Below are 25,742 nucleotides of genomic sequence, written 5' to 3'. Positions count from 1 at the left end.
GCAGGGCCTCGGGCAGCACCACCATCAGGTCCGGGTGCGAGCCGGCGTCGATCAGATGGCAGCTGGCACAACGGCCACACGCGGGGGCCGCAGCCGCGCCGCTGGGGCGCGCCTCGCACAGCCAGCCACGCGCGAGCGCCAGCGCGAACTCGAACTGCCCGATCCCCTCGTCACCGTGCAACAACGCCGCGTGGCTGCCCAACTGGCCCAGCGCTTCGACCAGAGGTTGCTGCAACCAGGGCCACAGCGGGAAGCGGGCTGCATCGCTCATGCCAGCCCTCGTTCGGCCAGCACGGCACGCACCTGCTCGGCCACCTCGGCCGGCGTGCGAGACGCATCGATCAGTGCGAAGCGCGTTGGCTGCGCCGCCACCCGCGCGCGATAGCCGGCGCGCACCCGCTCGAAGAAGGCCGTGTCCTGTGCCTCGAAGCGATCAGGCTGTCGGGCTGCGCTCAGGCGGCCGGCGGCCACATCAGGCGGCAGATCGAACAGCAGGGTCAGCTCCGGTTGTCGACCTTGCTGAACCCATTGCTCGAGCGTGGCGAGCACCGAGAGATCAAAACCCCGGCCGCCGCCTTGATAGGCAAAGGTGGCGTCGGTGAAACGGTCGCACAGCACCCAGGCCCCTCTCGCCAACGCGGGCTCGATCACGGTCGTCAGGTGGTCACGGCGACCGGCAAACACCAGCAGCGCCTCCGTCAGCGCATCCATCGGTTGATGCAGGAACAGGCCGCGCAGTTGCTCGGCCAGCGGGGTGCCGCCCGGCTCGCGCGTGCGAACCACCTCATGGCCGGCCTGTCGCCAGACCTGCTCGAGGGCGTCGATGTGGGTGGTCTTGCCCGCACCGTCGATGCCTTCGACGGTGATGAAGCGGCCGGTGGCGGTCATGGGCTCTTTCTGGGGTTGCGCTGGTACTGGTTGACCGCGCGATTATGCTCAGCCAGTGTGGCGCTGAACGCACTGCTGCCATCGCCGCGGGCCACAAAGTACAGCGCCTTGGTGGGCGCGGGCTGCACGGCGGCCATCAGCGCGGCCTTGCCCGGCATCGCAATCGGCGTGGGAGGCAGCCCCCGGCGCGTGTAGGTGTTCCAGGGCGTGTCGGCCTGCAGGTCGGCCTTGCGCAGGTTGCCATCGAACTGCGCACCCAGACCGTAAATCACGCTGGGGTCGGTCTGCAGCGGCATCCCGATGCGAAGCCGGTTGGCAAACACCCCCGCGATCATCGGACGATCAGCCTCCACGCCGGTCTCTTTCTCGACGATGGACGCCAGCACCAGGGCCTCATCAGGGGACTTCAGCGGCGCGTCGGCCCGGCGCTGTGCCCAGGCCGCATCCAGCTGACGTTGCATGGCGTGCAGCGCGCGGCGCATCACGGCCAGGTCGACGCTGCCCTTGGCATAGGCATAGGTGTCGGGAAAGAAGCGCCCCTCGGCCGCCACGCCGGGCAGCCCCAGGGCGGCCATCACTGCCTCGTCCGTCATGCCGGCTGTGGTGGCTTGCAGCCCCTCGGCCTGGGCCAGTTCGGCGCGAAAGCGGCGAAAGGTCCAGCCTTCGATCAGCTTCACGGCGGCCAGCCGCTCGTCCCCTCGGACCATCATGCGCAACAGGTCACGGGGCGTGGCGCCCGCCGTGAGCTCATAGCCCCCGGCACGCATCTGCCGAGCCTGCCCCGACAGGCGGAACCACTGGTAGAGCAGCCACGGCGACGTCTCCACCCCGGCGGCCACCCAGGCCTGCGCAATGTCACGCGGCGTGCTGCCCGCCTCGATCGACAGCTCGAGGGCCGGACCGGACAGCGGCAGCGGCCGGTTGAGCCACCAGCCCGCCGCAGCCGCCAGTGCGCTCGCCACCACAGTCAGCGTGATCACAAGAGAACGCAGCAGGCCGCCGGCTTGCCGCACAAGAGATGGGGGATTCACCCGACGAGGAGCTTGGTGCATGACGGCCGTGATGATAATGACCGCATGAGCGACATCCAACTTCCTGATCCGCAAACCTGGTCGGGCGCCGTGCGCGTGCCCCACCTCGGTGTGGTGCTGGCCGAAGGCGCCGATGCAGCCACGTTCCTGCACGGCCAGTTCAGCCAGGACATGACGGGCCAGACGGCCGACACGGCGCGCCTGGCAGCCTATTGCTCGGCCAAGGGCCGCATGCTGGCCAGCCTGCTGACGCTGCGGCCCACGCCCGAGACCTTCTGGCTCCTGACAGACCGCGAGGTCTTGCCTGGACTGGTCAAACGTCTGTCGATGTTCGTGTTGCGCGCCAAGGCCCGCTTGAGCGATGTGTCGGCTCAGCTGGCAGTGTTGGGATTGGTCGGCCGGAATCTCGCGGTCAGCCTCGGCGACGCCGCAACCGGCGCCCCATTGACAGTGGGCGTGCACGCCGGGGGACACCTGATCCGCCTGGCAGATGTGCAAGGCATGCCGCGGTGGTACTGGGTCGGCCCGGAGGATGCGGCCGGGGCCCTGCTTGCGGGGCTGCCTGCCCTGCCGGACACGGCCTGGCGCTGGCTCGAGGTCATGAGCGGCATTCCGCACATCGAGGCGCGCACGGTCGACCAGTTCGTGCCGCAGATGGTGAACTTCGAGCTGGTGGGCGGCGTGAACTTCCAGAAAGGCTGCTACCCGGGCCAGGAAGTGGTGGCACGCAGCCAGTACCGCGGCACCACCAAGCGCCGCGCGTTCATCGCCCACGCAGCGGCGCCGCTCGAGCCGGGCGCCGAAGTGTTCAGCGCCGACGATCCCGGCCAGCCCGCAGGCATGGTCATCAACGCGGCGCCCATCCCCAGCACCGGCGAAGCACCGGCTGGCTTCAGCGCCCTCATCGAGCTGAAGCTGGCCGCTGCCGACAAGGCCCTGTTTGCGGGCAGCGCCGAGGGTGTGGCCCTGCAGCTGGGCACCCTGCCCTATCCCCTTCCCGCGGCGGAATGAACTGCGCGCAGCTGGCAAAACCGGAGATGCAGCGCATTCCTTAACGGCAATCGCGCGCACGTTCGTTCCGTGCGAAGGCCTGGACTCCGGCGCGGCCATTGTCCTGCGGTACGCTCCAGGGGTTGCCAAACGGCGCCCCGTGCGCAGCCATCCGTGACCGTCCGGACCGGGCCCCGCGCCCTCTACATCTATTACCGCGTGAGCCCGGAGCAGCTGGCGGCTGGCCTGCTGGAGCGGGTCTGGGCGCTGCAGGCGGAAGCCCGCGCGGCCTGTCCCGGCCTGCACGCCACCCTCATGGCGCGCACCGACACCGACACCGACAACGACAACGGCGCCCAGATCGGACCGGACGCGACGTGGATGGAGGTCTACGTGCACCCCGATGGCGTGCCGACCGCACTCGAAGTTCACCTGGCCCGCGCCATGGCCACTTGGCCAGCGAACCTGACCCTGGCACGCCACACCGAGTCCTTTGCACCGGTGATGCCCCCATCCCCCCCTCTCGATTGAAGCAGTACGAGGTTTTCGCATGTGCCTGGTCGCCCTGGCCCTGGATCAAAGCAGCCGATTCCCCTTTGTGCTCGCCGCCAACCGCGACGAGTTCATGAACCGTCCCACGGCCCGCCTGGGCTGGTGGGAGCCCGACGGCGGCGGGCCCGCGATCCTGGGCGGGCGCGACCTGGAGGCGGGCGGCACTTGGCTCGGCCTCACGGCCGCTGGCCGGCTGGGCCTTGTCACCAACGTGCGCAACCCGAAGGACATCGACCCTGACGCGCCCTCGCGCGGCCTGATCGTGCCCCAATGGCTGCGCGGTGACACCGAGATGCAGATGCTGTGGCCACGCCTGGCCATGAGCGGCTACAACGGCTTCAACATGGTCGCGCTCGATTTCGCCCGGGGCGAGGGCTTCTCGATCAACAACCGGCAGCTGTTTCCACAGCGGCTGGACAAGGGCCTGTTCGGGCTGTCCAACGCCCGGCTGAACACGCCCTGGCCCAAGGTGCAACGCCTGAAAGCGGCGATGAAGGCCGCGATCCCTGCGTCGGCCAACAGCGAAGACCTGGCCAATCGCCTGTTCGAGGCGCTGGCCGACACCACCGCCGTGCCCGACGGCGAGCTGCCCCAGACCGGGGTCTCGCTCGACTGGGAACGCATGCTGTCCACCGCCTTCATCCGCTCGCCGGATGGCTCGTATGGCACACGCTGCGCCACGCTCGTCATCACCGAACGGGTCAACAAGCGTCTCGTCACCCATGTGCTGGAGCGCACCTTCACAGGCCGCCCGGGGATGGCGCTGCTGCGCCGTGTGACGCTGCGCAACTGGCCGCCGCGTCACACCATGGGGCCCGCGGAAGTCGCGCGCTTGAGCGCCACCCTGCCGCCGCCCGAGTTGCGCCAGGAAGACGCATTCGAAAGCAGCGAAGTCTCCGAGCAGGATCAGCACGCTCTCACGCCGACCGCTGCCACGCCCGAACGCAAGACGCGCGCACGCAGCCTCATCAAGCCGGCCAAGGTCAAGCCCCTGGCCGCGTCCTGAGCGTCAGAGGCTCAGCACCATGCGCTGGTGCGGGATGCCCACTTCGTCGAACACCGGCCCTTCGGGGATGAAGCCCAGGCGCGCGTAGAAGCCCTGGGCACTCACCTGTGCGTGGAGTGCCAGCGTCGAGATCTGGCGTTGCCGCGCCTCGCCGATCAGGCTCTCGAGCATGAGCTGCCCCAGTCCCACGCCACGGCTGCTGCGCAGCACCGCCATGCGCCCCACCTTGGCCGCGCCCGGCGCCTGCCCCAGGTAGATCAGGCGCCCCGTGGCCAGTGGCAGGCCGGCCAGGTTGGTGGCCACCACATGCACGGCGCCCGCGTCGTCGTCGTCCCACTCCTCGGATTCGGGGATGCCTTGCTCGCCCACAAACACCGCCAGGCGCACGGCCCGGGCCGCTTCGCCCACGTCCGACCATGAGCCGGCCCGCACCTGGTGCACCGGGCGTTCGGCAGCGTGGGCGCCGATCTGGTCACGCAGGCTTTGCGGCACGGACACCGGCTGGCGTGTGGCCAGGTCGGTGAAGACGTACACCGCCTCGCCGGTGACCAGCAACCGGCCCTGCGCCCAGATGCCCCAGCCCATGGTGATGGAGCTGTTGCCCACCTTGTCGCAGCGGATGCCGACATCGAGCCAGTCATCCAGCCGCGCCGGTGCGTGGTACTGCAGGCTGTTGGCGCGCATGTACAGGTCGCCGTTCACGTGCTGCAGCCCTTCCGGGTAGGGCAGCCCGATCACGCGCCAGTACTCGCTGATCGCCACATCAAGGTAGGTCAGGTAGTGGCCGTTGAAGACCACCTGCTGGGCATCGACCTCCGACCAGCGGACACGGAGGCGGTGAACGAAGCTGTACTGTGCGGCGTTGCTCATGAAACCAAGGTTAGCGCAGTTCCCGTCGCAGAATCTTCCCGACCGGTGTCTTGGGCAGCTCGGTGTCGCGGAACTCCACGATACGCGGGATCTTGTAGCCCGTCAGGTACTTGCGGCAATGTTCGATCACCGCCTCCTTGGTCAGGCTCGGATCGCGCGGCACGATGATGACCTTGACGCGCTCACCCGCCACCTCATCGGGCACGCCTACGGCCGCCACTTCCTTGACATCGGGGTGCATGGCCACCACGTCCTCGATCTCGTTGGGGTACACATTGAAGCCCGAGACCAGGATCATGTCCTTCTTGCGGTCCACGATCTTCAGGAAGCCCTGTTCGTCCATCACGGCGATGTCGCCCGTGGCCAGCCAGCCGTCCGCGTCGATCACCTCGGCCGTCGCCTCAGGGCGGTTCCAATAGCCCTTCATCACCTGCGGGCCACGCACGCACAGTTCGCCCGGCTCGCCCAGATTGGCCCAGCTGCCGTCGTCGCGGCGACAGCGCACTTCGGTCGAAGGCACCGGCACGCCGATCGAGCCCGTGAAGGTGGGGCCCGGCTTGGAGATGTCCACTGGTGCCTGCGTGACGATGGGCGAGCACTCCGTCAGCCCGTAGCCTTCGACGATGGCGTTGCCGGTCACTTCCTTCCAGCGCTCGGCGATGGAACGCTGCAGCGCCATGCCGCCGGCAATCGACAGCTTGAGCTTCGAGAAGTCGCGTTTGCGAAAGTCGGGGTCGTCCAGGAAGGACGAGTACAGCGTGTTCACACAGGTGATGCCGCTGAAGTTCTCGTTCTTCAGGATCATCATCACGCGCTTGGTGTCACGCGGGTTGGCAATCAGGATGTTGCGACCGCCGAGTGCCATGAAGATGAGGCAGTTCACCGTCAGCGAGAAGATGTGATACAGCGGCAGCGGCGTGACGACGGTTTCGGTCTCGTCCGTGAGCTGGCCTTCGGCAAACGCCAGCGCCTGCTGGCAGTTGGCCAGCACGTTGCGGTGCGTCAGCATCGCGCCCTTGGCCACACCGGTGGTACCGCCGGTGTACTGCAGGAAAGCGAGATCGGTGTTGCGCACCGCCACCGGCTGCAGCTTCACGCCAGCCCCGGCTTTGAGCGCGTCGCGGATCCAGACGGCGCCGGGCAGGCTGTAGGCGGGCACCATATTCTGCACCTTGCGCAGCACGAAGTTCAGCGCCCGCCCCTTGAGGTTCAGGAAGCCATCCGACAGCAGGTCGCCGATTTGCGTCAGCACGATGCGCTTGACGTTCGTGCCCGGCAGCGCGTCCTGCAGCGTCTTGGCAAAGGTTTCCATCACGATGATGGTCTCGGCCCCGCTGTCCTTGAGCTGGTGGTTCAGCTCGCGTGCCGTGTACAGCGGGTTGACGTTGACCACCACCGCACCAATGCGCAGCACCGCAAACAGGCAGATCGGATACTGGAAGGTGTTGGGCAGCATGATCGACACGCGGTCGCCCTTCTTCACCCCCTGGCTTTGCAGCCAGCCGGCAAAGGCCTTCACCAGCCGGTCGAGCCGGTCGTAGCTCATCTCGGTGCCGATGCTGACAAACCCAGGTCGGTTGCGGAACTTGTTGATGCACTCGTCGAAGTACTGACTCAGCGACTGGTACTTGTCGGCATTGATGTCAGCGGGCACACCCGCGACGTACGACGACAGCCAGATGCGGTTGGTGCTGCCGTCGGGGTTGACGATGGAACGACCCGGCTGGGACGCTGTGCTGGCGGCGATGGTGCTCATGTGTGTCTCCTCGTGTGGCGGCCGTGTCGTGGTGCGCGGCCTGCCGGGTTGCGTTCAGACTCAGCGTTCCAGGATGGCGACGACGCCCTGCCCGCCCGCCGCACAGATCGAGATCAGGCCGCGACCCGAGCCCTTCTGCGCCAGCATCTTGGCCAGTGAGGCCACAATGCGGCCGCCGGTTGCAGCAAACGGGTGACCGGCTGCCAGCGAGCTGCCGTTGATGTTGAGCTTGCGGCGGTCGATGGCGCCCAGGGGCTGCGCGAGGCCCAGGCGGTCCCTGCAGTAGGTCGCGTCTTCCCACGCCTTCAGCGTGCACAGCACCTGCGCGGCAAACGCCTCGTGGATCTCATAGAAATCAAAGTCCTGTAGCGCGATGCCCGCGCGCTTCAGCATGCGCGGCACCGCATAGGCCGGGGCCATCAGCAGCCCTTCCTTCTTGTTGAAGAAGTCCACGGCGGCCACTTCGCTGAAGGTGATGTAGGCCAGCACAGGCAGGTTGCGCTCGCGGGCCCATTCTTCGCTGCCCAGCAGCACGGCCGACGCGCCGTCGGTCAGCGGCGTCGAGTTGCCCGGCGTCAGCGTGCCCTGCCCTGGCGCGACCTTCTTGTCGAAGCACGGCTTGAGCGAGCGCAGCTTCTCGATGGTCAGGCCTTCGCGCAGGTTGTTGTCCTTGGTCACGCCCTTGAACGGAGTGAGCAGGTCGGCGAAGAACCCTTCCTTGTAGGCGCGCGCCAGGTTCTGGTGGCTCAGGCACGCCAGTTGGTCCTGCTCTTCACGCGGGATGCCCCATTCGCGGGCCATCAGCTCTGCGTGCTCGCCCATCGAGTAGCCCGTGCGCGGCTCGCCGTTCTTCGGGATGGCGGGCTTGAGCAGCATCGACGGGCGGATCTTGGCCAGCGTCTTCAGCTGCTCTGCGGTCGACTTGCCGCGGTTGGCTTCAAGCAGAATCTTGCGCATCTTCTCGTTGACACCGATGGGAGCGTCCGAGGTGGTGTCCACCCCGCCACCGATGCCGCATTCAATGTGGCCCAGCGCGATCTTGTTGGCCACCAGCATGATGGCTTCCAGTCCGGTGCCGCAGGCTTGCTGCAGGTCGTAGGCCGGGGTCTCGGGCGCCAGCGTGGTCGACAGCACCGACTCGCGCACCAGGTTGAAATCGCGGCTGTGCTTCATGACAGCGCCCGCGGCGACATCACCGAGACGCTCGCCATGCAGGTTGTAGCGGTCGACCAGACCCTGCAGGGTGGCGGTCAGCATCTCCTGGTTGGAGACGTGTGAGTAGACGGTGTTGGAGCGGGCAAAGGGAATGCGGTTGCCGCCAATGATGGCGACGCGACGAACGGTGTTCATGGACACTTGTCTCCGAAAAAATGGCAAAGGGCGATCAACGACGGGATGGCCGGGGGTGCTCAGAACCGCACACGGCCACGCAGATGGGGCTTGTCGCCCTTGGCATTGCGAACTTCGAACAGGGCGCCGTGCTCGTCACGGGCAGCCCACAGCGACACCCGCGCCGGGAGGAACAGCGGGGTCTTGAACTCGACGATGACCTCGGCCTGGTCGACGGCCTCGCGCGGCATCAGCGTGGCCAGGGCCCGAGCCTTGGTCCACATGCCGTGCGCGATGGCCTTGCGAAAGCCCAGAAAACGGGCCGTCAGCGCCGAGAGGTGGATGGGGTTGATGTCGCCCGACACGCGGCCGTAGCTGCGCCCGATGCCGGCCCACGCATAGAAGTCGGCCTGGTGAGCCAACGGCGTCGGGTCGGTCAACGCGCTTTCGTAGCGGGGACCACGCGGGTTGCGCACACCCAGCCGCAGCAACGTCCAGGTGCTTTCCCAAACGGGCTCGCCGCCCCGCAGCGCGCGGGCATGCAGCGTGAACGCCTGGCCCTTGTCATGGGCGTACAGCTCGCCGGTGCGCATCTCGATGCGCAACTCGTCGCCAACCTGGATGCGCTTCAGCAGCCTGGCGCTGTTGGCCAGGTGCACCAGCCCCATGGCAGGCCACGGAAAGCGCCGCGAGCCGAACAGCATCATCGCCAGCGGAAAGGCCTGCATGTGCGGATACAGCATCGGCACGCCATGCGCCGGCGTGAAGCCGCACACCTTGGCGTAATCGGCCACATGGCGCGCTTCCACCACGACCCGCGGGCGCACGTACATCACCTCCGGCAGGGCCTCGACCACGCCAGGGCGCTTGCTCGACGACCGCAAGGCCCCCAGGTTGAGGGCGATCGGACCGGGCAGCTTGTGAACTTCGATGGTCTTCATATGCCACCGAGTCCGCTCAGGCACCGATCAGGCTCTGGCCGCACACCCGCACGACGTTGCCGGTGATGCCGGCTGACGCCGGGCTCGCAAACCACGCGATGGTTTCGGCCACATCGACCGGCTGTCCGCCCTGGCTCATGGAGTTCATGCGGCGGCCAGCCTCGCGGATCGCGAACGGAATGGCAGCGGTCATCTGTGTCTCGATGAAGCCCGGCGCCACCGCGTTGATGGTGATGCCGTATTCACTGAAGATCGGCGCGCACGCCTGCACCATGCCCACCACACCGGCCTTGGAGACCGCGTAGTTCGTCTGGCCCATGTTGCCGGCAATGCCCGAGATGGACGACACGCACACGATGCGGCCACCGCGGCGCAGCGCGCCCGCGCTCACCATGGCGTCGTTGATGCGCTCCTGCGTCGACAGGTTCACATTGACCACCAGTTGCCAGAGGTGCTCTTTCATGTTCGCGATGGTCTTGTCGCGGGTGATGCCAGCGTTGTGCACGATGACATCCCAGCCGCCATCGGCCTTGGCGGCGTCGACCAGTTTCTGCGGCGCATCCTCGGCGCCGATGTCCATGGCGATCGCCTTGCCGCCCAGCTTGCGGGCCACGGCTTCCAGCGGCTCCTTGGCCTGGGGCACGTCCAGACAGATGACGTCGGCGCCTTCCCGCGCCATGACCTCCGCGATGGCCGCGCCAATCCCGCGCGAAGCGCCCGTCACCAGCACCTTGCGGCCTGCCAGCGGCTTGGCCCAGTCTGCCGGGGTTTCGGCCGTTCCCACAGGGACCCCGATGCGGATGACTTGCGCCGACACATAGGCCGATCGGGGCGAGATCAGGAAGCGCAGCGTCGATTCGATCTGCTCCTCTGCGCCTTCAGCCACATAGACCAGCTGCGCGTTGCTGCCCTTCTTGAGCTCCTTGCCGAGCGAGCGGGTCAGCCCTTCCAGCGCACGCTGGATGGCGGCCTGGCGGGGTGACTTGCATTGCTCGGGCGGCCGCCCGAAGACGATGACCCGGCCGCAGGGCAACAGCGATCGCGCGGCATCGTGGAAGAACCAGTACAGCGCGTCCGACTGGGTGCTGTCCGTCAGGCCGGTGGCATCGAACACCAGGGCCTTGACCTTCTCGCCCGGCTTGCCGCTGCCGCCCCAGCGCCCTGTGATCAGCCCGGCCTTGTTGGCCACGCTGACCCATTGCGGCAGGCGCTCATGGGCCAGGGTCTGTGCCCCGATGCGCTGGAACACGGACGCCAGGGCCTCCAGCAGGCGCGGCTCCCCCCCACCCCCGACGAGCACGGATCCCTTGACCACTGGCTGCCCCGGCTGGTAGCGCTCCAGCGGCAGCGGCTTCGGCAGGCCCAGCGCGTTGACCAGCTTGGCGCCCATGGGCGAGTTGGCGAAGTCGATGTATCCGTCTTTCATGTGTCTCACTCGTCTTGATGGCCGGTGGGCGTGGACAGCCACAGCCAGCCGGTTGGTGATGCGACACGGCACACCGCCGTGTCATGAAGCCGGATACCCGGGAGGCGTCCGGCAGGCTAGTGCGTCGCCGCCACCCCCGGGGTGTTGACGATCGCGTCAAAAACATTGGTCTCAGCCGAGCCGGGCAGCGGCGCCTTCAAAGCGGCCACCATCAGCGAAGCCAGACGGGACAGGATCAGCGCCTCGTTGTCGCCGCTGCCTTGCGTGAACTCGCGGATGACGCGCTGGGTATTGCCCGCCGCCAGGATGCTGGCCAGGGCCCCCATCGCGAAGTTCAGCCGGAAGCCGAGGTCGTGGCGCTCCAGATCGGGCAGCGTGCGCTGGAAGGCCGAGAAGAAGCGCCCGAGGATCTGGATGTAGTGCGTGTTGATGAAATCGCGCACCACCGGCGACGGGTCGGTGTAGGCGCGCCCAAGGAAATGCAAGTACCGGTCGGCGAACGGCACGTCGCTGCGGTAGATCCGCACCGCCGGCAGGAACAGGGCGACCAACACGTGCTCGCACGTCAGGCGGTCACCCAGCGTCGCTTCGAAGGTATCGAGCATCGCCAGGCGCTGCTCGTTGAGCGAGTCGAGTCGACGTGCCAGCACCGCATGGATGAGCGCGTCCTTGCTGCCGAAGTGATAGTTCACCGCGGCGAGGTTCACGCCCGCCGCGCTGGTGATCTGTCGCATCGACATGGACTCGAAGCCACCGGCGACGAACAGCGTCTCGGCGGCATCGAGGATGCGGGTTTTGGTGTCTGCGGGCGAAAGCCGCGCGGGGGCCTGTGCAGGCATGTCGGTCTCCACACTACGAACGTTTCAAACGTCCGTTTCAGGATTGGGGCAATGGTATGCGAGACGGGCGGCTTGTGCACGCCGTCTTGCCGCGAAAGGGGGCTCTTCCCCGGAATCCCGGGGGGCAACAGGCTATTTTGACGGTCTTTCTTCCCTCGACTCACCCCACCTCCGCGGGGAGCCCGAATGCATGGCGCCACAGGGGGCATCCCGGGTGGGCCGGGCGCGCTTCAAACGCTAGAGTGGTCCACTCACTGAACCCGTAAAGCCATGGCCACCATCCTTTACCTCACCCAGATCCAGTTCGAGTTCGGCGCCATCCAGCTACTGGCCAGCGAGTGCGAGCGCGTCGGCATTCGGCGGCCCCTCGTCGTCACCGACGCCGGTGTGCGTGCGGCCGGCGTGCTGCAGAAAGCGCTCGACGCCCTCCCCGGGTGGCCTGTGACGGTATTCGACCAGACGCCGCCCAACCCGACGGAAGCAGCGGTGCGCGCCGCCCACGCGGCGTGGCAGCAAGGGGAATGCGATGGCCTCATCGCGGTTGGGGGAGGCTCGAGCATCGACCTGGCCAAGGGCCTGGCCATCATGGCAACCCACCCGGGCCCGCTGACCACCTACGCCACCATCGAAGGCGGCTCGCCCCGCATCACGCCCCAGGCCGCCCCCTTGATCGCCGTGCCGACCACCGCGGGGACGGGCAGTGAGGTCGCGCGAGGCGCCATTGTCATCGTGGACGACGGGCGCAAGTTGGGCTTCCACTCCTGGAACCTGATGCCCAAGGCTGCCATCTGCGACCCGGAACTGACGCTGGGGCTGCCCCCCGCACTGACGGCCGCCACCGGCATGGACGCGATCGCGCACTGCATGGAAACCTTCATGGCGCCCGCTTTCAACCCGCCGGCTGACGGCATCGCGCTCGACGGACTGGAGCGCGCCTGGAGCCACATCGAGCGCGCCACGCGCGACGGCAGCGACCGCGAGGCGCGCCTCAACATGATGAGCGCCTCGATGCAGGGGGCCATGGCCTTTCAGAAAGGGCTGGGCGTGGTGCACAGCCTGAGTCACAGCCTGGGCGGCGTGAACCCTCGCCTGCACCATGGCACGCTGAACGCGTTGTTCCTGCCAGCGGTGATCCGCTTCAATGCCGAGGCCGAATCGGTGCGCAAGGAGCGCCGGCTGGACCGCATGGCCCACGCCATGGGGCTGAAATCCGGTGACGAAATCCCAGACGCCATCCGCGCGTTGAATGCCCGCCTTGGTCTGCCGAGCGGGCTGGCCGAGCTCGGCGTGCAGCCCGAGTGGTTCGAACGGATCATCCAGGGCGCCATGGCCGATCACTGCCACAAGACCAATCCGCGCATTGCCAGCGAGGCCAACTACCGCGCGTTGCTGCAAGCCTCGATGTAAGGTGTTCGCCCGGCAGCCGAACGGGCGGCGTCAGGCGGGCGCCGACACCGGTTGATCCGCCTCCCGCGTCACCATCACCTGGTCGATGCGGAAGTTGTCGACGTCCATCACCTCGAAGCGGAACCCGCCCCAGCTGACGCTGTCGGTGCGCCGGGGAATGCGCCGCAGCATCACCATGAGGAAGCCCGCCAGCGTCTCGTACTCGTCTTCGTGCGGCAGGCGGTCGAGATCGAGCGCACGCAGGACGTCCTGGATCGGCGTCACGCCGTCGATCAGCCAGGAATTCGCGTCGCGCTGAACGATCTGCTCCTCGTCCAGCGAGGCCACCAGGCTGCCCATCACCGTGCTCATCACATCGTTGATGGTGATGATGCCGACGACCAGGCTGTACTCGTTGACGATGACCGCGAAGTCCTCCTGCGCATGCCGGAACTGGCTCAGCATCTCCGAGAGCGTGAGCCGGTCCGGCACGCTGAGCACCTTGCTGATGAGGCCCTCGGCGCGCAGGTCGATGGGCTGGTTGGCCAGCGCACGGTTGAGCAGGTGCTTGGAATCGACGTAGCCCAGCACGTGGTCGATGTCGCCCTCGCACACCAGGTAGGTCGAGTGCGGGAACTGCGCCACCCGGGCCTTGATGAGCGCCTCGGTGTCGTCCAGCAGAAAGTGGATGATGCTGTCGCGCGCCGTCATCGCGCTGGTCACCATCCGCGTGTCGAGTTCGATCACGTTCTCGATCACGCGGTGCTCGGGCGCGGCCAGCACGCCGGCGTCGGCCCCCGCCTGCGCCATGGCCAGGATGTCGTCCGGCGTGATCGCGTCGTCGCGGCGGTCGGGCAGCCCGAACAGACGGAACAGCCGATCGGTGAGCCGACTGAAGAACCAGACAATGGGCTTGAACAGCAGCAGGAACAGCCGCATCGGGCCGACCACGCGGATGGCGACCCGTTCGGGGGCGTTCATGCCCAGCCGCTTCGGACACAGGTCCGACAGCAGGATGAAGAGGCTGGTGACCACCACGAACGACACCAGCACGCTCGCCGTGTCAGCCCGCTCGGCAGTGATCGGCAGGCGGGACAGCCACGGGCGAATCAAGGGCGAGAAGGCCCCTTCGCCGACGATGCCGCCCAGAATCGCGACCGTGTTCTGCCCGATCTGGATCACGGTGAAGTAGTCGCCCGGCTGGTCCTGCACCGCCAGCACCTGGCCGGCGCGAAATTCGCCCTGCGCGAGCATCTGGCGCAGGCGCAATCGGCGGGAAGCGGCCACCGCCAGTTCGGCCACAGAGAAGAACGCGCTGGCGGCGATCAGGATCGCAATGAGGAACAGGCTGCCTGTAGACACATCCATGCGCACAGTGTAGCGAGGCAGCCCCCGCCAGGCAGCCGCCACTCAAAGGGGCTTGACGCGGTCGGTGGGGCATCCCTTGGCCAGCCAGGTCGACCACTCGTCGGCGAGCCGGGCGCTCTCCGCCACGGCGCGGCGCCAGGCCAGCACGCGCTCGTCGAAGCCCAGCCGCACGAAGTCCTGGCGGTCCGGGAGCTTGCCGCCGGGCAAGGTGGCCACCCATTGCGGATCGGGGGTCAGCAGCACGACGTTGTCGAGCATCGGGCTGGCGCCATGCCGCCAACGCAGGCCCTTGTCGAGCCAGCCGGGGATCACGTGCCGCTGGAAATGCGGGTAGAGCACCAGCCCATCGCGCATGGCGGCGTAAGGCCAGTGCAGGTGGTAGTCGACCAACCCGCCGTCCCAATGCGCACCTGTGCGGGCGCCGGGGATGTCGTGCACGGCTTCGAGCACGAACGGAATGCTGCACGAGGCCTGCAGCGCGGGCAGGAAGTTCGCCGCGTTCAATGCCACGTGCTGCGTCGGAAGGTCATTCAGCGTGACGGGCAGCGCCTCGCCCGGTGTGGAGAACACCGTGCGCTCAAGGAAGGAGCCCACCACCTTGCGGCTGATGGCATTGCCCAGCGCCAGGCTGCCGAAACCCACCGCGCGGCGCGCTGGCGTCTCACGGGTCAGCACCTGCCGCCCGCGGGCCGTGAGTACGTGCAGCCGCCGGCGCGGGTGGTTCACCACGTCATTGATTTGCCCCTCGAAGAAAGCGGCCAGCGTGGCGCCGAAGTGGGCGCTGATCTGCCGGGGGGTCGGCGCCTTGCGGGGCGGCTCGGGGTCGTAGCGCTGTGCGATGTAGGCCGCAGCCAGCTCAGTGAAGGCACGGTCGACCTGCGGCATGGCGGCCGCCGCCATGCGCCACGCCCCGATCGACGCGCCCACGAGGTGCAAGCTGCCTGGTGTGTCGTCGGTCAGCCACTCGCCGAACAGGTGGCGATCCAGGTGGTGCAGGATCAACCCCTTGGGGCCGCCGGCCGCACCCGGCACCACGCGCACATCGCCCGGCCGAAGGCCTTGAGTGCGCAGGTGCGCGAGGGCCTTCGGGCCCGCATGAATCGAGAGCGCTTGCATGGTCAACCAGGGCCGAAAGGTCGCTCAGCGCTTGGTCTGCAGTTTCGCAAACGCCGCCGCCATGGCCGACTGACCGGAAGCCTGCGGAGCCCCCCGCTGGCCGCCCTGGCGCTCGTTGCGTGCCGCCGGCCGGAAGCTGTTGTCCCGCCCTGCCCCGGCGGCCCTCTGGCCGGTCGGCGCGTCCAGCTTCATCGTCAGCGAGATGCGGCTGCGTGCCAGGTCCACCTCCAGCACCTTCACCTTGACGATGTCGCCGGTCTTCACGATCTCGCGGGCATCGCTGACAAACTTGTTCGACAACTGGCTCACGTGGACCAGGCCGTCCTGGTGCACGCCCAGGTCGACAAACGCCCCGAACTGCGCCACGTTCGACACCGTGCCCTCCAGCACCATGCCTTCCTGCAGGTCCTTGATGTCTTCCACGCCGTCGTTGAAACGCGCCACCTTGAAGTCCGGGCGCGGATCACGGCCGGGCTTTTCGAGTTCAGCGAGGATGTCCTTCACCGTGATCACGCCAAAGCGCTCATCGGCAAACAGCTCGGGCTTGAGCGTGCGCAGCACGTCGCTCTTGCCGATCAGTTCCTGGATGGACTTGCCCGTGTGCGCCATCATCTTCTCGACCACGGGATAGGTCTCCGGGTGCACGCCGGAGATATCCAGCGGGTTGTCGCCCTCGCGGATGCGCAAAAAGCCGGCGGCCTGCTCGAAGGTCTTGGGCCCCAGGCCCGCCACGTCCAGCAGCTGCTTGCGGTTGCGGAAGGCGCCATGCGTGTCGCGCCAGCGCACGATGCTGTTGGCCACGGTGCCGCTCAGGCCCGACACCCGCGCCAGCAGCGGCGCCGAGGCCGTGTTCAGGTCGACACCGACGCCGTTCACGCAATCCTCCACCACCGCGTCCAGCGTGCGGGCCAGCTCGCTCTGGTTCACATCGTGCTGGTACTGGCCCACGCCGATGCTCTTGGGGTCGATCTTCACGAGCTCGGCCAGCGGGTCCTGCAGGCGGCGGGCGATCGACACCGCGCCACGCAGGCTCACATCCAGCTCGGGCAGCTCCTTGCTGGCGAACTCCGAGGCCGAGTACACCGACGCGCCCGCCTCGCTCACCACCACCTTCTCGATCGGCGTGCCGGGCGCCATCTGCTGGATGCGCTTGATCAGGTCACCGGCCAGCTTGTCGGTCTCGCGGCTCGCCGTGCCGTTGCCGATGGCGATCAGGTTCACGCCGTGCGCCGCACACAGGCGGCCCAGCGTGTGGATCGAACCTTCCCAGTCCTTGCGGGGCTCGTGCGGGTAGACGGTCGACGTGTCCAGCACCTTGCCGGTGTCGCTCACCACCGCCACCTTCACCCCGGTGCGGATGCCGGGGTCCAGCCCCATCACCACGCGCTTGCCGGCGGGCGCGGCCAGCAGCAGGTCACGCAGGTTCTCGGCAAACACCTTGATCGCGGTTGCTTCGGCGGCCTCGCGGAGGCGGGCAAACAGGTCGCGCTCGAGGCTCAGACTGAGCTTCACCTTCCAGGTCCAGGCCACGCACTTGCGGATCAGGTCATCGGCCGGGCGCTTGCTGTGGCTCCAGCCCAGGTGCAGCGCAATGCGGCCTTCGGCCATCGTCGGCTTGCCGGGCACCACTTCTTCGTCCACCACCAGTTTGGCGTCGAGGATTTCCTGGGTGCGGCCGCGAAACACGGCCAGCGCGCGGTGGGAAGGCACCGTGCGGATCGGTTCGTCGTAGTCGAAGTAGTCGCGGAACTTGGCGACATCCGGGTTGTGCTCGTCCTTGCCCTCCATGAGCTTGGACTTGAACAGCCCTTCGGCCCACAGCCAGTCCCGCATCTTGCCGATCAGCGTGGCGTCTTCCGCCCAGCGCTCCGACAGGATGTCACGCACGCCGTCCAGCACGGCGAACGCATCGGCAAAGCCGCCGTCCGCGTTGATGAAGGCCTGGGCCTCGGCGTGCGGGTCCAGCGTCGGGTCGGCAAACAGCTTGTCGGCCAGCGGCTCGATCCCGGCTTCGCGGGCGATCATGCCCTTGGTGCGACGCTTGGGCTTGTACGGCAGATAGAGGTCTTCCAGCTCCTGCTTGGTCGGCACAGCCTCAATGGCGGCGCGCAGCTCGGGCGTCAGCTTGCCCTGCTCTTCAATGCTCTTGAGCACCGCAGCACGGCGGTCTTCCAGCTCGCGCAGGTAGGCCAGCCGGGCCTCCAGGTCGCGCAATTGCGTGTCGTCCAGGCCGTCGGTGGCCTCCTTGCGATAGCGGGCGATGAAGGGCACGGTGGCGCCCCCGTCCAGCAGTTCGATGGCGGCATTGACCTGGGCGGGCCGAACCTTCAGTTCGGCGGCCAGTTGCATCAGGATCTTGTCCAAGCGGGCACCCTGCAGAAATTTGAATTCGGAAAAGCGGTCTCGGCACCCGGCCCGGGCAAGGCGCTAGGGCCTCACGACCGGACCACGGCACCGGGACGATCAAGGCGGCGCAGTTTGCCACACGCATGACGCACCAGCCGGCAGCCCGGAGGCAGCTCGTGGATCGGGGACAATAGGCGCCGGTTTTCACCCCACAACGCCACATGGCCCTGATTCCCTACTCCCTGCCGAAGTCCCTGCTGTTCTCGATGGACCCCGAAGCCGCGCACGATCTGACGATCGGCGCCCTGGCCCGGTTTCAGAACACGCCGCTGGCCTGCCTGTGGGCGGCTCGCCGCGTCGAGGACCCCGTCGAAGTGGCCGGTCTGCGTTTCCCCAACCGCATCGGCATGGCTGCCGGCCTGGACAAGAACGGCCGCGTGATCGACGGCCTGGGCGCCATGGGTTTCGGCTTCGTGGAAGTGGGCACTGTCACGCCCAAGGGCCAGCCGGGCAACCCCAAGCCCCGCATGTTCCGCCTGCCCGAGGCCCACGCCCTCATCAACCGGCTGGGCTTCAACAACGAAGGCCTCGACGCGTTTCTGGCCAACGTGCGCCAGGCCCGCTTCCGTGAAAGCGGCGGCATCCTGGGCCTGAACATCGGCAAGAACGCCGTCACGCCCATCGAGAACGCGGTCGACGACTACCTGATCTGCCTGGAAGGCGTCTTCCCGCACGCCGACTACGTGACGGTGAACATCTCCAGCCCGAACACCAAGAACCTGCGGGCCCTGCAGAGCGACGAAGCGCTCGACGCCCTGCTCGGCCAACTGCAGGAACGCCGCCAGCAGCTCGTCACGCGCCATGGGCGCACGGTGCCCATGTTCGTGAAGATTGCGCCCGACCTCGACGAGGCCCAGGTGGCGGTCGTGGCGACCACGCTGCAGAAGAACGGCATCGACGGCGTGATCGCCACCAACACCACCATCTCACGCGAAGCCGTGAAGGGCCTGCCCCACGCCGAGGAAACCGGTGGCCTGAGCGGCGCGCCGGTGCTGGAGGCCAGCAACCAGGTGATCCGCCAGCTGCGCGCGGCGCTCGGCCCGCGCTTCCCCATCATCGGGGTGGGCGGTGTCATGTCGGCGGCAGACGCACGCGCCAAGCGCGACGCCGGCGCAGACCTGGTGCAGATCTACACCGGCCTGATCTACAAGGGCCCGCAGCTCGTGGAAGACTGCGCCCGGGCACTCAAGCGGGGCTGACCGACGCTGCCGTCAGGCCGGCATCCACCAGCCGATCGGACTGCTCGAGCACCTGCTGGCACTCCTTGGCCGTCACATCCAGGGCCCGCGCGTACCGGGTGGCGGCCTGATGCAATGCCGTGGCACCGCGCGGCCCAGGCGACAGGCGGGCGTCTGCGAGCTCGTTCGCCAGGCTCGCCACAGTCCTCAGCGTCTCCTCAGGGCCGCTGGGTCGGCGCACCAGCGCCCCCCGAGGCAGCGGCCGGGCAGCCTGGACCAGCCGGTCGTGCAAGCCCCAATGGCGCATCACCTCGCCGGTCAGGTCATCCAGATTGATGCCCAGTACGGCGCTGGTGGCTGCGTCCTGTGTCATGCCTGGCGTGGGGGCCGCTCCGGCTTCGGGCGGCGGCCCGGGCTGCATCAGGCGTGTCACCTGCGCAGCCTCGTCCGGGAAGTGATACAGAATCAGCAGCCAGCCCAGCTTTTGCGAGCAGGCCGCCATGAATGCTTCCTCGTCGCTCACATTGAAGGGGCGCAGTAACCGGGCCATGTGGCCTGCAAGGCTCGCCTGGCGCAGCGCCACCTTCAGTGCATCGATGGCCTGGGTGTTTTCCTGAAGGCTGGCCTGGGCCTGCAACGCGCCTGGCCACGTGCGCACGGTGCCGCCCACGCGGCGAAGCCCCTGCTGTCCCAGCAACACGATGGCACGGGACAAGGTGCCCACACCTTCGTCTGCACTGCGCCCGCGGTACACCGCGTTGTTCACGGCCCGAAGCAGCTCCCACGCCAGCGCCGGATTGCGTGTCACCACGTCAACCAGGTCATCGACGCGCAGGCCCTCCATGCTGCCCAGCGCCGTCTGGAGGCTGCGGTCGGTTCCCGGGCGGGCCGGCAGGCTGCCCACGCTGTTCAGACGGTCCAGCAGCAAGGCCAGCGGCCCGGCGGCGTCCTGTGAATTGGTCTTGATCCAGCCCTGCAGGGCACTCAGCAGCGTGCGGGCGTTCAGATAGCGCTGGCGCTGCTGGCGGTCGGTCGCGCGGTTCACGATGGCGCGCAAGGTGTCGGGCACCGGGCTCGGCGTGGTCCATGGCAGGCGAACAATCTCGGGGCCGACCCGCCCCGCCGCACTGCCCATGTCGGCGTCGTCCAGCGCGGGATGGCCGGCCAGCAGGCGGTGCATCAGCAGCCCGCACATCAGCACATCGCGCTCTGCCGCCACCCGCACCTGGGTGCGACTCCACTGCGCCTTGGCCGGCGCGCCCGGCGCCGCAGCCGCCAGACCGACCGACAGGCCGAACAGGCCGGCGTGACCGGATGGCTCGACCAGCACGTTGTGCAGTCCGATGTCGAAATGCGCCACCCCGGCCTCGTGGGCGTACGCCAACCCCTCCACCACGTCGGCCATCCAGTGCGCGACCTCCAGAACGGCCAGCGCCGGCCCGGACTGCAGCCGCTCGGCCAGCGTCATCGCGCCCTTGGGCCGCTCGCAGGCCACGAAAGGCCAGCCGTCATGCACGCCCACTTCCAGCACATCGACAAGACGGGGATGCTTCAGCCGGGCGGCCATCAGCGCGTCCTGCGTCCAGGTGTCGCGCTCGGTGGCCGTCGCGGGGCGTGCACGGGGCACGCACAGCAGGATCTCGTGTTGCAGCCTGGGATCACGGGCGAGCCACGTGCTCGAAGCCAGGCTGCGCCCCACCATCTGGTGCAACTCGAAACGGCCAAACTGGCGTGACGCCGGCTGGGCTGAGGGCGGGGCTAGGGCCATGGCGGGGGGCAACGCGGTGTCCTGTGGTGTCAATCCGACTTCGACACCCCATTGCACACCAGCTCGCCGGTGGCCGAAGGGTCTATCAGCCACACCTTCCCGTCCCTATTTCACGGAAACAGCCGGTCTGCCGCAATTTGCGAAGAGACGGCCTCTATCACCCCCATTGAACAAGGCAACCGCCCGGCATCAGGGTTCCCCGCAGGTTCTGTGTCAGAATCGATCCACCCTTGCCCCTGCAGTGCCACCTTTTTCTTGCTGCACGCACGGCGGCCCCCTGAGGATCCTTCCATGAGCAGCGACCTGATCAAACACATTACCGACGCCTCCTTTGACGCCGACGTCCTGCAATCCGCCCAGCCCGTGCTGGTGGATTACTGGGCCGAATGGTGCGGCCCCTGCAAGATGATCGCCCCCATCCTGGACGAGGTTGCCAAGGACTACAACGGTCGCCTCAACGTCGCCAAGATGAACGTCGATCAGAACCGCGAAGTGCCCGCCAAGTTCGGCATCCGTGGCATCCCGACACTGATGATCTTCAAGAACGGTCAGCTGGCCGCCACCAAGGTCGGCGCCCTGTCGAAGGCCCAACTGACCGCCTTCATCGACGGCACCCTCTGATCTTTCAGCGGTTTTCCTCTCTATAATGCGATCACCGCCTGGTTGAAACCGGGTGGTGTTCGTCAGGCCGGGGCAGCAGCTCGGGCCGGCACAGAGGCTCAGTCGCACCCGCGCTCCCTGCCCTGTCGCCACGACAAACAACCTGTCGACCTTTCCGACCTTTTCGGGTCGATGCCATCCCACTCCACGCGTTGTGCCAGCCCGGCTCCCTGATGAGCCCGGCCTCACCGGCATACGCAGGTTTGATCAGGGTTCCCACACATGCACCTGTCTGAACTGAAGGCCTTGCACATCTCCAAACTCGTGGAGATGGCCGAAGCCCTCGAAATCGAGAACGTCTCTCGCATGCGCAAGCAGGAGCTGATGTTCGCCATCATGAAGAAGCGCGCCAAGGCCGGCGAGCAGGTCTTCGGCGATGGCGTGCTCGAAGTGCTGCCCGACGGCTTCGGCTTCCTGCGCTCGCTCGACGCCAGCTTCCTGGCCAGCACCGACGACATCTACCTGTCGCCCAGCCAAGTGCGTCGCTTCAACCTGCACACCGGCGACATGATCGAAGGCGAGGTGCGCGTGCCGAAGGACGGCGAGCGTTACTTTGCCCTGGTCAAGGTCGATACGGTGAACGGGCTGCCCGCCGAGGTCAACAAGAACAAGATCCTGTTCGAGAACCTGACCCCGCTGTTCCCGGAAGAACAGTTCAAGCTCGAGCGCGAAAACGGCAAGGGCGACGACAACGTCACCAGCCGCATCATCGACCTGATCGCCCCGATCGGCAAAGGTCAGCGCGCCCTGCTGGTTGCGCCGCCCAAGAGCGGCAAGACGGTGATGATGAAGAACCTGGCTCACGCCATGGTCGCCAACCATCCCGACGTGCACCTGATCGTGCTGCTGGTCGACGAACGCCCGGAAGAAGTGACCGAAATGCAGCGCACCGTGCGCGGCGAGGTCATCAGCTCCACGTTCGACGAGCCGGCCCAGCGCCACGTGCAGGTCGCCGAAATGGTGATCGAGCGCGCCAAGCGCCTGGTCGAGATGAAAAAGGACGTGGTGATCCTGCTCGACTCGATCACCCGTCTGGCGCGCGCTTACAACAACGTGCTGCCCAGCTCCGGCAAGGTGCTGACCGGCGGTGTGGATGCCAACGCGCTGCAGCGCCCGAAGCGCTTCTTCGGTGCGGCCCGCAACGTGGAGGAAGGCGGCTCGCTGACCATCATCGGCACGGCGCTCGTCGACACCGGCAGCCGCATGGACGAGGTGATCTACGAAGAGTTCAAGGGCACCGGCAACTGCGAAATCCACCTGGATCGCCGCATGGCCGAAAAGCGCGTCTACCCTTCCATCCTGATCAACAAGTCCGGCACGCGCCGCGAAGAGTTGCTGCTCAAGCCCGAAATCCTGCAGAAGAGCTGGATTCTGCGCAAGCTGCTCTACCCGATGGACGAGATCGAGGCGATGGAGTTCGTGCTCGACAAGATGCGGTCCACCAAGAACAACCACGACTTCTTCGACATGATGCGTCGTGGCGGTTGAGCGCCAAGGCGCTCGGACCGTGGGGCCATGAAACCATGGCCCATGCACGGCGGTGTGTTGCACACTGCCGTGCTATAATCTGAGGTTTTCCGGCTGTCGGAAAGTGCCAGGCGTGGTGTCTGGTGGCTCCCGATGATGCAAACAGCAAGAGGTTTTGACATGCCCAAGCAAGGTATCCACCCCAACTACCGCGACGTCGTCTTCCTGGACCAGTCCAACGGTTTCAAGTTCGTGACCCGTTCGTGCGCTCCTACCAAGGAAACCACCACCTGGGAAGACGGCCGCGAGCTGCCCCTGTTCAAGCTGGAAACCTCCTCTGAATCGCACGCCTTCTACACCGGCACCCAGAAGTCGGTGGACTCGCTGGGCGGCCGCGTCGAGAAGTTCCGCAACAAGTTCGCTCACCTCAAGAAGTGATCTTGGATTGGCCCGGCCTGGCTTGTCCCGGCGCCGTGAGTCACGCGAAGGGCAGCCCAGGCTGCCCTTTTTGTTTGCAGTCGCCCTTTCTCGCCTGATACCGCATGCAAGCCCACCCACAGGCCCCGACGATCTCGCCCGCCCTCGTCACCCAGAAGGCCGTCCGCCGCCTTCCGCGCTGGGCGCTGTGGCTTTTCTGTGCTGCATACGTGGTGCCGGGTCTGCTCGGCCGCGATCCCTGGAAGAACGAAGACATTGCGTCCTTCGGTCACATGTGGAGTCTGGCACTGGGTCAGGCGTCGTGGCTGCATCCCAATGTGGGCGGCGTGCTGCCCTCCGGCGGGGGCATCCTGCCCTACTGGCTCGGCGGGGCCAGCATCTGGGCGCTGCAACCCTGGCTGGATCCAGCCCTGGCCGCACGCATTCCCTTCGCACTGCTGCTGGTCGCAATCCTGGCGCTGACCTGGTACAGCACCTACCACCTCGCCCGCACCGACGCAGCCCAACCCGTGCCGTTGGCGTTCGGCGGTGAGGCTGCGCCTCAGGACTATGCCCGCGCGGTGGCCGATGGGGCGCTGCTGGCACTGATTGCCAGCCTCGGCCTGCTTCAGCTAGGGCACGAGACCACGCCCGAGTTGCTGCAACTCACCGGCAGCACCTTGTTTCTGTACGGACTGGCGGCCGCGGCGCTGTCCCCGGCCAAGGCCCGTGCCGCCACCCTGCTCAGTCTGACCACCATGGCCCTGAGCGGCAGCCCGGCCGTGGCCGTCATGCTTGGGGTGCTGGGCAGCATCGTCTGCCTCCGTTCACGCACCGAGGCCGTACGGGCCCACCTGCCCTGGGTTGCCGCCGCCACCGTGCTCGCGGCCGCGCTCGCCACCGTGTTGACTCAGCAAGGTCTCTCGGGCTGGGCATGGCGCGTTGGCGCTGCCCCCCGTCTCGGTGACATGCTGCGTCTGATCATCTGGTTTGCCTGGCCCACGCTGCCGCTGGCGGCCCTCACGCTGTGGCACTGGCGTCGTCAGCTGCAACGCAGGCACATTGCCGCCCCGCTGCTGGTGGCACTGGCCGGCTTCGCCGCTTCCGTCTCCATGGGCGCCAATGAACGCGCGCTGCTTGCCGCCCTGCCCCCGCTGGCGGTGCTGGCCGCGTTTGCGCTGCCCATCCTGCAACGCAGTCTTGGCGCCGCGATCGACTGGTTCTCGGTCTGCTTCTTCACCCTCTGCGCAGGTGCCATCTGGGTCATCTACGGCGCCATGCACACCGGCAGGCCGGCCAAGATCGCCGCCAATGTGGCAAAGCTGGTGCCGGGTTACGAAAGCGTGTTCTCGTGGGTCGGACTCGTCCCGGCCGTCATCGGCACGGTGCTGTGGCTGGCCCTGGTGCGCTGGCGCACCTCACGCCAGACACATGCCCTGTGGAAGAGCCTGGTGCTTCCCGCTGGTGGCGTGGCGCTGTGCTGGTTGCTGTTCATGACGCTGTGGCTGCCGCTGCTCGACCAGGCGCGCAGCTACCGGCTGCTTCTGAACCGCGTGGCCTCGTCCATCCCCGCAGGCAGCTGCGTGTACGCACCGGGCGCACCGGTCGCGCTGTTGACGGGCCTGGAGTACTTCGGCGGCTACGCCGTGGATGGCGTGCAGCGCGGCTTCAAGCCGTCCGTCACCCCGTGCCCGACGCTGCTCGTTCGGCTCGGCGGCCGGAGCACCGCCCGCGAGTTCCCCGGCTGGGAAATGGCCGCGCGCTTCAACCAGCGCACGCGCAATTCCGAACAGATCGTCGTCTACCGCCGGGCCGACTGATCGGGCTCAGCGCATCCGAACCCGAGCGGCGGGCACCGTGAGGGTGAAGGTCGAGCCCTTGCCCGCCTCGCTGGTGATGCGAAGTTCACCGCCGTGCCGCTGCACCACGTGCTTGACAATGGACAGCCCCAGACCGGTTCCGCCGGTTTCACGGCTGCGGCTGCCGTCCACACGATAGAAGCGCTCTGTCAGCCGGGGAATGTGCTCTGGCGCGATGCCAATGCCACTGTCCCTCACGCTGAACACGGCACCGCCCTCCGGCTGCAAAGCCCAGCGCACCGCGATTTCGCCGCCGTCAGGCGTGTAGCGGATGGCATTGCTGACCAGGTTGCCCATGGCACTCAACCACTCGCTCTCCACGCCCGCGATCTCACAAGCCCCGCCGTTCGTTTCGATGTCGAACTGAAGGACATGTCGATCCCGCGAGAGCCCTGCGGCGTCCGTCTCCACCCGCTGGAGCAACTGGTCGACACGGGTCCAGCGAGATCGGAAGAGCGTCGTGTAGGGAAAGAGTGTCGTTCGGCGTGT

21 protein-coding genes and 1 pseudogene are annotated in these 25,742 nt (G+C 67.3%); 9 read left to right on the top strand and 13 right to left on the bottom strand.

Features of this window, described 5'->3' with window-relative positions; all coding sequences use genetic code 11:
* From Q0Z44_RS13730 to mltG, 3 genes and pseudogenes are all read right to left on the bottom strand, one after another.
* Window positions 1–271, bottom strand: a pseudogene (locus tag Q0Z44_RS13730) (DNA polymerase III subunit delta'); the annotation flags it as partial.
* Complete coding sequence (tmk, locus tag Q0Z44_RS13725) at window positions 268–888, bottom strand: dTMP kinase (RefSeq protein WP_298013685.1); 621 nt, start codon at window positions 886–888, stop codon at window positions 268–270. The pseudogene Q0Z44_RS13730 and the gene tmk, both read right to left, overlap by 4 nt.
* Window positions 885–1,940, bottom strand: coding sequence for an endolytic transglycosylase MltG (gene mltG, locus Q0Z44_RS13720; RefSeq protein ID WP_298013683.1), 1,056 nt, complete (start codon window positions 1,938–1,940; stop codon window positions 885–887). The genes tmk and mltG overlap by 4 nt, the downstream gene beginning before the upstream one ends.
* A 24-nt stretch (window positions 1,941–1,964) precedes the next feature.
* Between mltG and Q0Z44_RS13715 the strand changes: the two genes are divergently transcribed.
* The 3 genes from Q0Z44_RS13715 (at window position 1,965) to Q0Z44_RS13705 (ending at window position 4,467) form a co-directional block, all read left to right on the top strand.
* Window positions 1,965–2,930: a folate-binding protein gene (locus tag Q0Z44_RS13715; protein ID WP_298013681.1), complete on the top strand. Its 966-nt coding sequence runs from the start codon at window positions 1,965–1,967 to the stop codon at window positions 2,928–2,930.
* 153 nt (window positions 2,931–3,083) lie between these two features.
* Window positions 3,084–3,440, top strand: a complete 357-nt coding sequence (locus Q0Z44_RS13710) for a DUF4936 family protein (RefSeq protein WP_298013679.1) — start codon at window positions 3,084–3,086, stop codon at window positions 3,438–3,440.
* Window positions 3,441–3,459: 19 nt separating this feature from the next.
* Window positions 3,460–4,467 carry an NRDE family protein gene (locus Q0Z44_RS13705; RefSeq protein WP_298013677.1) on the top strand — a complete coding sequence of 336 codons (1,008 nt, stop codon included), beginning with the start codon at window positions 3,460–3,462 and terminating at the stop codon, window positions 4,465–4,467.
* A 3-nt stretch (window positions 4,468–4,470) separates the two neighbouring features.
* On the opposite strand, the gene Q0Z44_RS13700 is transcribed toward Q0Z44_RS13705, so the two are convergent.
* The 6 genes from Q0Z44_RS13700 to Q0Z44_RS13675 all read right to left on the bottom strand — a co-directional run bounded on the left by Q0Z44_RS13700 (window position 4,471) and on the right by Q0Z44_RS13675 (window position 11,628).
* The gene (locus tag Q0Z44_RS13700) at window positions 4,471–5,337 is read right to left on the bottom strand and encodes a YbgC/FadM family acyl-CoA thioesterase (RefSeq protein ID WP_298013675.1); all 867 of its coding nucleotides are present in this window, start codon (window positions 5,335–5,337) and stop codon (window positions 4,471–4,473) included.
* Between the two features lie 10 nt (window positions 5,338–5,347).
* Window positions 5,348–7,093 carry an AMP-binding protein gene (locus Q0Z44_RS13695; protein WP_298013673.1) on the bottom strand — a complete coding sequence of 582 codons (1,746 nt, stop codon included), beginning with the start codon at window positions 7,091–7,093 and terminating at the stop codon, window positions 5,348–5,350.
* A gap of 60 nt (window positions 7,094–7,153) precedes the next feature.
* Entirely contained in the window at window positions 7,154–8,443 is a 1,290-nt protein-coding gene (locus tag Q0Z44_RS13690) for an acetyl-CoA C-acetyltransferase (RefSeq protein ID WP_298013671.1), read from the bottom strand.
* 59 nt (window positions 8,444–8,502) lie between these two features.
* Window positions 8,503–9,363, bottom strand: a complete 861-nt coding sequence (locus Q0Z44_RS13685; protein ID WP_298013669.1) for a MaoC/PaaZ C-terminal domain-containing protein — start codon at window positions 9,361–9,363, stop codon at window positions 8,503–8,505.
* A gap of 16 nt (window positions 9,364–9,379) precedes the next feature.
* The gene (locus Q0Z44_RS13680; protein ID WP_298013667.1) at window positions 9,380–10,789 is read right to left on the bottom strand and encodes a 3-oxoacyl-ACP reductase; all 1,410 of its coding nucleotides are present in this window, start codon (window positions 10,787–10,789) and stop codon (window positions 9,380–9,382) included.
* A gap of 116 nt (window positions 10,790–10,905) precedes the next feature.
* Window positions 10,906–11,628, bottom strand: coding sequence for a TetR/AcrR family transcriptional regulator (locus tag Q0Z44_RS13675; protein ID WP_109038305.1), 723 nt, complete (start codon window positions 11,626–11,628; stop codon window positions 10,906–10,908).
* A gap of 270 nt (window positions 11,629–11,898) precedes the next feature.
* On the opposite strand from Q0Z44_RS13675, the gene Q0Z44_RS13670 reads away from it, so the two are divergent.
* Window positions 11,899–13,035, top strand: a complete 1,137-nt coding sequence (locus tag Q0Z44_RS13670; protein ID WP_298013665.1) for an iron-containing alcohol dehydrogenase — start codon at window positions 11,899–11,901, stop codon at window positions 13,033–13,035.
* Between the two features lie 30 nt (window positions 13,036–13,065).
* Here the strand turns inward: Q0Z44_RS13670 and Q0Z44_RS13665 are convergent, their stop codons facing one another.
* From Q0Z44_RS13665 to Q0Z44_RS13655, 3 genes are read right to left on the bottom strand one after another with little or no spacing between them, the layout of a single operon-like run.
* The gene (locus Q0Z44_RS13665; protein WP_298013663.1) at window positions 13,066–14,382 is read right to left on the bottom strand and encodes a hemolysin family protein; all 1,317 of its coding nucleotides are present in this window, start codon (window positions 14,380–14,382) and stop codon (window positions 13,066–13,068) included.
* A 42-nt stretch (window positions 14,383–14,424) separates the two neighbouring features.
* Window positions 14,425–15,498 (bottom strand): phospholipase, encoded by a 1,074-nt coding sequence (locus Q0Z44_RS13660; protein WP_298013661.1) that lies wholly within the window; start codon window positions 15,496–15,498, stop codon window positions 14,425–14,427.
* A 24-nt stretch (window positions 15,499–15,522) separates the two neighbouring features.
* Entirely contained in the window at window positions 15,523–17,847 is a 2,325-nt protein-coding gene (locus tag Q0Z44_RS13655; RefSeq protein ID WP_298013687.1) for a Tex family protein, read from the bottom strand.
* Between the two features lie 218 nt (window positions 17,848–18,065).
* Here Q0Z44_RS13655 and Q0Z44_RS13650 point away from each other — a divergent pair, with 218 nt between their 5' ends.
* Complete coding sequence (locus Q0Z44_RS13650; RefSeq protein ID WP_298013659.1) at window positions 18,066–19,103, top strand: quinone-dependent dihydroorotate dehydrogenase; 1,038 nt, start codon at window positions 18,066–18,068, stop codon at window positions 19,101–19,103.
* Here Q0Z44_RS13650 and Q0Z44_RS13645 read toward each other — a convergent pair.
* Entirely contained in the window at window positions 19,090–20,850 is a 1,761-nt protein-coding gene (locus Q0Z44_RS13645; protein ID WP_298013657.1) for an HDOD domain-containing protein, read from the bottom strand. The two genes, Q0Z44_RS13650 and Q0Z44_RS13645, sit on opposite strands and share 14 nt — an antisense overlap.
* A 291-nt stretch (window positions 20,851–21,141) precedes the next feature.
* Here Q0Z44_RS13645 and trxA point away from each other — a divergent pair, with 291 nt between their 5' ends.
* From trxA to Q0Z44_RS13625, 4 genes are all read left to right on the top strand, one after another.
* On the top strand, window positions 21,142–21,471 hold the full coding sequence (gene trxA / locus Q0Z44_RS13640; RefSeq protein WP_298013655.1) for a thioredoxin TrxA: 330 nt from the start codon (window positions 21,142–21,144) through the stop codon (window positions 21,469–21,471).
* Window positions 21,472–21,732: 261 nt separating this feature from the next.
* Window positions 21,733–22,998 (top strand): transcription termination factor Rho, encoded by a 1,266-nt coding sequence (gene rho / locus Q0Z44_RS13635; RefSeq protein ID WP_109036616.1) that lies wholly within the window; start codon window positions 21,733–21,735, stop codon window positions 22,996–22,998.
* A 159-nt stretch (window positions 22,999–23,157) separates the two neighbouring features.
* Window positions 23,158–23,415, top strand: a complete 258-nt coding sequence (locus Q0Z44_RS13630) for a type B 50S ribosomal protein L31 (protein ID WP_294637791.1) — start codon at window positions 23,158–23,160, stop codon at window positions 23,413–23,415.
* Window positions 23,416–23,519: 104 nt separating this feature from the next.
* Window positions 23,520–25,214, top strand: a complete 1,695-nt coding sequence (locus Q0Z44_RS13625) for a hypothetical protein (protein ID WP_298013652.1) — start codon at window positions 23,520–23,522, stop codon at window positions 25,212–25,214.
* The last annotated feature ends 528 nt before the right edge of the window (window positions 25,215–25,742 follow it).

The sequence above is a fragment of the uncultured Aquabacterium sp. genome, assembly GCF_947366995.1.
Taxonomy (GTDB): domain Bacteria; phylum Pseudomonadota; class Gammaproteobacteria; order Burkholderiales; family Burkholderiaceae_C; genus Aquabacterium.
Note: the sequence above shows the minus strand (reverse complement) of the source record. Positions and strands in the feature narration are given on the sequence as shown.